Genomic DNA, 9,662 nt, shown 5'->3' with positions numbered 1-9,662 from the left:
CTATTTGTAAATTATGTTAGTGAATTTAACTAGCACAACAGGTTATATTATATCAACAATATACAACATATTATTTCTTACTGACTGAAACTTTTGATCTTGCAGTAGATGCATTTACATTTTCATCTACAACTATTCTAAAGGAATTTTTTTCTGGATACAGCTTAACCTGAGTTCCAGCATATTTAACAACATATTTATTCAAATCAGCTGATTTCACTTCATTTAAAGTGATAATAATCCTAGTTGCAAATAAATCAGGACTGTATTCCGTAGCCACATTAAAACCCGATTTAGCAGAATCGCCTTTAATTTTCACCGTATAAGACTCTTTTTTATCATTTGCTGCAACAGCTGTTATCACAGTACTACCATTTTTTACTGCCTTTACAGTACCATTTCCGTCCACAGCTGCAACATATGGATCGCTAGAGCTCCATTTAAATTTCTTGTTGGAAACATCTGCAGATGGCAGATTCAATGTCTGAGAATCTCCCACTTTAAGAGAAGGTGACCTGTCAACTACATTTTGCTGTGTTTTAAGTTCCTGTTTCTTCTCCTCCGATATCTTCTTGTTATAGGTATAATCTTTATATTTATACACCAGCCCTACAGCTACAATTATTACAAAAATACATAAAATAATCCATTTAATGTTCTTCTTCATATTAATTCACTCTCCTAATATACCACATCTATTAGATTATATTACTAATGGTGAACTAATAAAAGATTATCACACATAATGTTAAAATATTGTTCAAAAAATTAAAACAGCAGGAATAAGCTATATTTTACCCCCAGATCCATGAAAACTATTCAGGCTTTCAATTATCAACAATCATAGTTGCATTCACGTTTTTACCTTTATATTCTGCCCTGACTTTCTTCATATATCTACTTAATTTTACATATTTGTCTTTATTCTGTATCCCTTTTTTGAACTTCAAATTCAACATTACAGTTTCATCACCATTACGACTTATATATGCGTATTCCAGATCATTATCATTTTTCATCATGCCCTGAACTATGAAGTTATCTGGATTATTCTGCTTTATACCCTTATCCTTCATAATGTTATCAGACTTTTGTATTCTTTTATTAAGGCTGTATTTCTGGCAGCAGTAATATCCCGCTAATAGCTATTATTTTTGTCTGTCTATTTATTATACTTACACCCCGCACAATAATCTTACTTGATTTTATCATTGTCACACAAATTCTTCAGAATGACAAGTATCCTTATGTTACCTCCATTACCACTAACTCCATAATGACTTAACATAAACTTTACATTATAATTGTAGTTAAAAAAGGACCTTTGATGAATTATTATTTTATCAAATAGTCCTTTGATATGTGAATATTATTCAAGATATTAAATTGATTTTTTTGATATGAACTTACTTATATTTATATAAACAAGAGCAGGATAACTGCTTGAGTTATCCTACACCTGCTTTATTGTTAATCTATTTTAAGATTACCTGTAAGTCAACATCACTGCCTGAACCCTTTTGAGTCAACACTACATTAGCGCCAGATCCTGAAACATCATAAGAATTGGTAATTGTTTCATCAGCAGCTAAAGCTGTTTTGATCTTTTCAGCTACCTGCTCTGCAGTATCTCCAGCTGAAACTGATAATGTTACATCTTTATCTATGGTTTCGTCTGAAACATTAACCGTAATATCTGCTGATTTTTGAGCTCCTGAAGTTACAGTAGTTGTATCCACTTCTTTAACTTCATCTACTGGTGCTACTCCATTTGTAGTATCATTTGGTCCATCAAAAGTTACACCCGTTCCAGCGGCATCTACTGCTATTGTAGTATTTGCAGTTTGTGTCTTTGCAGTAAATGTCAAAGTATCATCATTTGCTGTTACTGTCCAACCTGAATTATCGGCAAATGCAGTTTCTATCTTTGATGCAACTTCAGCTGGAGTATCATCATCTGCTGTAACCGGTACTGTAACTCCTGCAACTGTTAAATTTCCTGCTGCAGATGCTCCTGCTGTTACCTTAATAGTAGATACTTGACTTACTCCAGGTACTGCTGCTGCTCCTTTAAATGTTTCTTCTGTTGTTAAAACTACACCTATTGGCTTAGCAGCTTCAGCAGCCTCAGCTGCTTCCTGATTTACTGATACAGGTATTGTAATTGTATCTCCATTATATTGTACATAAACATTAGCTGTTCCAGCTGATTTAGCTGTTAATGTGATTGTTTCTGCTTCAGGAGATTTTTCTGCTTTTACTACTGAACTGTCATCAACTGATAAAATTACGTTGCTGTCAGTTATATCTACTGTATCAATTGGATTGCCATATTGATCAGCAGCACTTAATTTTAGTACTATTGCTCCATCAGCTTCTCCGTCTTTAGCATCATTATCCAATGCTATTTGGATACCATCTCTAGTAGTATCAGCATCTAATGGTTTATCTACAGTATTCACAACTTTAGTTGTTCCTGTTTTAGCTGTTGCTGCTGCTGGGTCAAGATTTAAAGTTACTTCTCCAACTTTCATATTTGCAGTTCTAACTTCAATCGTAACAGTTCCTTTAAAGTTTTGAACTGGTGTATATACTCCATTATTTAATCCTAATGTTCCAACATTTGAAACTGTAGCATCAGCTTCTCCAACTTTACCCGTTACTGATTTTATAGTCCATGATAAATCATTATTGCTTACTGGAACTACTACTCCGTTAGCATCTTTAGCTATGGCTTTTAATGTAATATCAGCTGGATCTTCAGCTTCAGTTGAATATACTGATTTTATATCAGTAGTATCTACAGCTACACTATCAATTAAATTTGCTACTGAATCAACTGTCATGCTTACTTTATTGGTGGCAAGAACTTTGTCACCGTTCTTAACATTAACAACAATATCATTTGATCCTTTTGTAGTTCCTGTTAATGTTATTTCATAAGCTGCTACTGGATGAGTATCATCAACAGTCCCACCATCTTTGTTTATTGGTGTTACATCATTCTTTGTAAAATGATCTCCAGCATCAACTTCTAAAGTTACTCCAGTACCATTTGCTATGAACTCACCATATTGGTCTTTTGGAACTATTTTAACTTTAGTTTGTCCATTTAATGCAACATTTGTTGCACCTGGAGTCACATCTACAGTTTTAGCTACTCTAGCAGCTCCAACTGTTACGGTAAATGTATCAGCTATATTACCATCAGCATTTGCAATCTTAACTGTATAAACACCTTGTGTCAATGATTGAACTGGCTGAACTCTAAAACCTTTTACTATTTCATCTCCCGTTGCTTCATCAAATTGATCTTCACCAGCATCATTGAATCCATAATCAGCTGCCAATTTAACTAAATCACTTGCATTATCAATTGGTTGCCCAGTTGGTTCAGTTACAGATACATGTAAATCTGATGCCTTAACAGGCATATCCTTTCCGTCCTGATCTAAAAATTTGACTGCCTGATCCTTAGCTTTAGTAGCTGGATCTCCTGCAACTACTCCTGTTATATCGGCACCTGCATCAATTTTTGTAAATGTTGGTGCTGTAAATTTCAAAGTATACGATTTAAGTGCCGAACCCTCTGCTATTGTTACTTGATATGAACCTGCTGATGCATTTGATAATGTCAATATATTCTTAGTTCCATCTATTGTAACTTTTCCAGTCAATGAACCTTCTGGAGTTACAACTACTGCATCTAACGGATCTACTAAAACAGCTTCACCATATTTATTTCTGAACGTTACATCTTTTACAACATCTGTGCCTGTCTTTAATTCAGCAGGGTCAAATGTTATGTCATCTATACTAGCTACATTTTGATCTATTGTAGTTGTTACATCAAAACCAGCCGCTTTTGCAGTAGCTTTTTCTAATGATTCTCCTACATATGGAGTTATTGTGTATTTTCCTGGTTTTGTTGATTTAACAGCTATTACTATATCATCCTTAGTATCAGCATCGTCTCCACCTCTTAATTTAGCAGTAACCTGAACGTCAGCTGGAGTAACATCTACTGAAGTTTTAGTTGCTTTAACATCAAATTTAATTTGATCTGGTGTTAAATTTGCTCCATCATTTGGTTTAACACTTCCGACAATTATTGTATCCTGATTATCCCCTGATGTATTTTCAGAATTTACAGTTAAGTCAGTTAATGTCTTAGCTCCTATCTGAACTTCATAAGTTGATTTTTGCCCGTTTGGTAAATATGCAGAAATTTTTAAATTTCCTGCCTTTTTAGCTGTAAATTTAAAAGAGCCATTTGCATCTGCTATACCGCTTTCATCAATTGGGTTACCATCATCCGGAGTTATTAAATCAATTCCATCTTCAACTATCCAACGTACACTAGGAATATCTATAGGATTATTAAACTGATTTTTAACCACAGTTGATAAAGTTATTATATCATCCGGCAATACCTCTTTAGCTACTGCATTATTCTTTGTTGCAGTTATATCTGAAATTGTCGTTGGAACTGGATCTTCTGCTTTAACCACAGTATATTGAGCTGTTCCTATTTCAACCCCAGCATCTCCATTTATTGTATTTGTAAATGTTAAAGATACTTTATCTCCCTCTGTTAAAGGTTTGTTAATTTTTATGGTTCCACTTGCTTTATCAGCATCATCAATTTCATCCGTCGTTAATGGTACTCCATTTAATGTACCTTTAACATTAAGGTCAGTAGTATTTTCAGCAGTTAAACCTAAATCTTCTCCATATTGATTCTTTGCTGTAAAGTGCACGTCACCTGTACCTGCAGCTGGAATTCCAGTTGTGGAAACATTTATTGTCTTAATATATGGTGTTCCAACTTTAGCTACAAACTTATTCGTTGTAAAGCTTGCCCAATCTGAACTTACTGTATATTCAGCAGCATCTGTTAATTCATTTCCATCATCTAATACAAAATTAGCCTTACCATCTTCTGTAAGACTTGAATCTGAATATGTTGCTGTCAAGTTTTCATTGTCAGCTGTAAGTGTTATTTGCTTCCCCAATAAGTCAGATTCTTGTACTGTTGATGGTACTGTTAATTGTATGCTTGTAGAATTAATAGCACTTACTGAACTTACTTCAACACCTTGTTGTTTTGGCTGCTCGCTTACTGTTCCATCTGGGTTTTCAACTCTTTCATATATAGTACCTTCAACAGGTGTCGTAGTCAACGTTTCAGTAGCTGTCTGAGGATTGAAGTCATCTCCGGCATCTCCCCAAGCATCCAGTATTGTACTACGTGATACAAATCCATTTTGCACATCATCATAGTAAGAAATAACCTGTGCACCAGCATCTTTAACAGCCTTAAAGTCATCATATAATGCTGTTCCGCCCGCAAAAGAATCTTGTAAGTCCTTATAGTTATATTCATATATTTTTCCTGATGCATCCTTTAAAAGGACAGAAGCCATTTTTGCAGATGCAGGAGTTGCCACTGCAGAAGCAATAATAGTTGATATTGCTGCTGTCGAAAGGACTGCCAATAACTTTTTAGAGTTATTCATAATTTATAAAACCTCCTTAAAATATTCGAATCAATAATTATTGCATATTTTTATATAAAAATCATTTTCAGTCATCGGGGTTTTACTAGTTGCTCATAATCAAAATTATAAGTTCTCCCAGAATTATCCTTCAGTACTACTCCATTCACTTTAGTAAAAGCCTTCAAAAGACATAAATACAACAACTAATCTATGTATGAATTTTTTCGTACCTTAAATAATCCCCTTTATTTTTAGTTAGACTTCAACATTGAAAAATTTCCAATGTTGAAGTCTAAAATTAATATATCAAGTAAATTTAATTATTCTGCTTTCTCAACTGTAACTTTACTCTGTGCAGTAGCTTGATCTACATTTCCATCAACAACTATAACATATGCACTTTGATTTTCTTTAAAAGAAGCTGTCTGTCCATCATATTTTACAACATATTTTGCTGCGTTTGTTGCATCATTTACTCCATCAAGCTTAACTGATATTTTTGTAGCAAACAGATCACCATCATAATCTGCAGTTACTGTTGCTGCAGGTACTTCAGTCCCAGGGTTTGGATTTTCTCCATTATTATCTATAGTAACAATAATACCCTTATAATCGTCATCTGTTGGAACATAGTATGCATACTCATCATTTGCATCCTTTTCCGCGGAGATTTTAACAGTTGATTGTGGAGTAACCTTTATTGTCTCAGCATCCTTAAATTCTCCTATATTCTTGTTGTCTTTATTGAATTTAAAATTAACTGTACGTGCATCATTTTCATCTACCTTTGCAGAATCAGCATTTATAGTTGTTCCGCCTATGTTGAATTTGAAGTCTGATGCATTTACGCTGTTGCCATCAATTGGTGTATCAAACTTAACAGATACAATTGCGCTGCCATCACTTTGGAGTCCTGCACTCCAGTTTGTTGCTGGATCATCCTTACTATCTCTGTCAACAGTAACTAATCTAGGTGCCGCTTCATAGAAATAAGGTTTGTCACCTGAAGCATCAGCTGTAGTAACTGACTGTCCGCTTACATCCTTAGTAGCACTGTCTGCTTTTATAGTCAATACTGCACCATTGCCCAATGCCTTTATCTTGTTTATATTTGTATCCGCATTTTTGTCATCATCATTGCTCTTAAATGTAAGAGTTACTATCTTGCCATCAGGTTTTGCCGAATCTGCTGTAACTCCACCGAATGTAAAGTCTGAAGCTTCCAAAGTATCCGAATCAATTGGCGTATCAAAAATTACATCGACCTTCAAGTCGTCATCATTATCTTCATAGTAAACTTTAAGAGAATTAGCTTTGGCTTTTGTAATACCTGTTGGTGTAGTTATATCAGCTCCATCCCTTCCGGTCTGCAAGCTGTTTCCATTGGCATCTTTAACTCCAGTTGCATATATAGCTGTTATGATATTCTCATCAGCTTTTCCTGAATTCTCATCAGTAGTCAAAGAGGTGTCATCCAAATCAATAGTTGCACTCTTGTCATCATTGCTAGTTATATCGGCACTGCTTGGAAGAGTCTTTGTATCTCCCTTTTTATTCACATATTCATAATTGTCAGTGTCAGTTAATGTGGATGCATCCATTTCCTTGTTGAATACAACTGCAATTTTCTTTCCGTCACTTCCTGAAACCGCATAAACTCCTTCTACTTTTGCATTCACTTCATCAGAACCATCAAATGTATCTTCATATGTGTCTATTACATTTGGTGTAGAAGCCTTGTCCTGAATGTTTTCTATTCTTATAGTGTATTTTGAATCAGTTAATTTGTATCCTGACTTCAAATTTATATCAAATACATCTGCTGTACTTGCACCGGAGTCTCCTGCAGGAATGATTTTATCTATTTCATCAGTTATATCTGTACCATCATTATCTCTCAATTTATAGTTTGATGTATTTGTAGCATAATCCGAATCCACATCTTTGCTGAATCTAACTCTGATTGTATCATCGTCAAGAGCATATACAGAAGTTACAGAAGGTTTTGTTGTATCTTCTTCAAGTTCAAAGGATTCATAAGTATCCTCTTCAATGTTATTTCCATAAGCGTCTTTTACACTATCATCGATATATAATTTATTTGAGCCCTTGTTGAGACCATCAACACTGAGTTTAACTTGAGTGTCTCCTTCTTTGAGTTCAGCTTTAGTTACAGTAGCACTTTTATCATTTACCTCATATTTATCCTTGTTTTCTGCTGTCTTAGGATCCATTGGCCTGTCAAAGTTTATTTTAACCTTTCCATCATCACTTGCAGTTATACTCTTGATTTCTGGTGTTGAAGTCAATGTATCAACATCAAAAGTCTCTGTGGTTTCTGCAACCGGGAATCCTGCTGCATCTGCAAGTAAATCCTTGTCTCCTTCTGAAATTTTTAAAGTCTTGCTTCCGGAATCAAGTGCTGTGTCAAAATAATAGTCCACTTCATCTGTCCAATAATTTCCGTCAACATCTTTGATATAATCCGATGCTTCACTATAATCATAATTCAATCCATAGGATGAAAGAGTTTTTCCATCTATTTTAAATTTACTCTGTATTCCACTGGCATCTGCCTTTTTACCAACATTTATTGGCTCTGAGAACTTAACAGTTAATTTTTTATTTCCTTTTACTTCTACTGAATCAACTGTAGGTATAGTTGTATCACTAAATGTTACAGTATCTGTATATTCTGGAACAGTGCTTGATTTATCTGCAGTAAGTATTCCCTTCTTAACTGTTACATCTATATCATCTGATTGTTTTTGAGCCTTTGCCAATTTTATAACAACTGTTTTATTGTCATCCTGAAGTACTGCTTTTGCACTATTTTCATCAGGTGTTTCATCATTATCTGCAGTTCCCTTGTCATTTAAAGTTGTTCCATCAACTTTGTAATTTGTTATATCCTCAGCTGTATCTGAATCAACTTCCTGATTGAATACAACCTTTATCTCATTTAATCCATTAGTTTCTATGGATTTAACTTCTCCCTCTGGACTTGGATTATTATAAATATCATCAATTGCTTCTACAGTATTCTCGGAAACAACTCCTGTTCCTCCAATTACCTGGAAATCAGTGCTGGAAGTAGTGTTGTCTTTCAAGTAAGCTATTGCATTGTCTGTTGCATTTGGATTAGTTGTTGATCCTGAAGGATCTTTGTCCACTAATACCAGTGGTGCTGAATATTTTCCAGCTACTGCGGAAGCTACCAGTGCATCTGCATAAAGGTTATCTGGTGTAGCTTTGCTTGCATTTGCAATGTACACCTTGTCACTCTTCAAGTCACCCTGGAAATTATTCAATACTTTTATGTTTGTAGCAAATCTATCTGCGCCGCCATCTACTCTTGAAGATGCTCCAAGGGCATTGTAGATAGTGTCATTTATTATATTCTTAGTTCCAACAACTGTAACCTTTGAATTGTTTTTCTTTACAAAATCTATTACTGGCTGAGTTTTAGCCTGGTCATTGGTTGCCAATAACAGTATTTGTCCCTTTGCAGCTGCTACTGGTGCTACTGAAAGGGCATCCGAGAATCCTTCTCCTCCAACAACCAATGCATTGCTGGCGTCAACTCCCAATTTAACCAGTTCATCAGCTACTGCTGCATTTGTTTCATATCTATTGGCTCCGCCCAATTCTGTCAAAGTATATTTGTCTTTAAGTCCATCTCTTATACTCTGAGAAATTGAAGCATTTCCGCCAATAACATATACATTCTTTGGTTTCAGCGTATCAAGTGCTTTCTGAGCATCTGCGTTAAGTGAACCTGGTTCAGTCAAAAGTATTGGTGCACCCAGTTTCTTAGCCAATGCTGAAGCACTAACTGCATCTGCATAACCTTCACCTGAAACCAATACCACGCTGTCACTTCCACTTTCCCAGTTTGCTGTTGCAACCTGGGAAGCTGTTGCATATCTGTCGGCACCGCTTACTCTAGTTACTTTTCCTTGAGCTGCTTTAACTGGACCAGCTGATAAAGCTGTAGTTAAAACCAAGGACATAAGAGCAGCACTTGCAAGTGCCTTTGTACTTTTCTTACTCATATTGTAATACCCTCCTCGATTTAAGTGAATTTTAATTAAAATTCTTTTATATATATATATATATTTAAAATATATACTTTATTAAAATGCCAATCCAAGTAACATA

Annotated in this window: 4 protein-coding genes; all 4 read right to left on the bottom strand. The window is 35.0% G+C overall.

Translation table 11 applies throughout. From position 1 onward, the window contains the following. Window positions 1–70 precede the first annotated feature (70 nt). Window positions 71–667, bottom strand: a complete 597-nt coding sequence (locus ACFHWD_RS14895) for an Ig-like domain-containing protein (RefSeq protein ID WP_378062585.1) — start codon at window positions 665–667, stop codon at window positions 71–73. A 160-nt stretch (window positions 668–827) separates the two neighbouring features. Beyond that, on the bottom strand, window positions 828–1,076 hold the full coding sequence (locus tag ACFHWD_RS14890) for a hypothetical protein (protein ID WP_378062583.1): 249 nt from the start codon (window positions 1,074–1,076) through the stop codon (window positions 828–830). 399 nt (window positions 1,077–1,475) lie between these two features. Next, a complete protein-coding gene (locus ACFHWD_RS14885; protein ID WP_378062581.1) occupies window positions 1,476–5,519 on the bottom strand; it encodes a hypothetical protein in 4,044 nt (1,347 codons plus the stop codon). Between the two features lie 302 nt (window positions 5,520–5,821). After that, window positions 5,822–9,556, bottom strand: a complete 3,735-nt coding sequence (locus ACFHWD_RS14880) for a cell wall-binding repeat-containing protein (protein ID WP_378062579.1) — start codon at window positions 9,554–9,556, stop codon at window positions 5,822–5,824. Window positions 9,557–9,662: the final 106 nt, after the last annotated feature.

Source organism: Clostridium sp. MT-14, from assembly GCF_042436595.1.
Taxonomy (GTDB): domain Bacteria; phylum Bacillota; class Clostridia; order Clostridiales; family Clostridiaceae; genus Clostridium_B; species Clostridium_B aromativorans.
The sequence above is the reverse complement of the archived record's forward strand: the minus strand, read 5'-3'. Positions and strand labels throughout refer to the sequence as shown.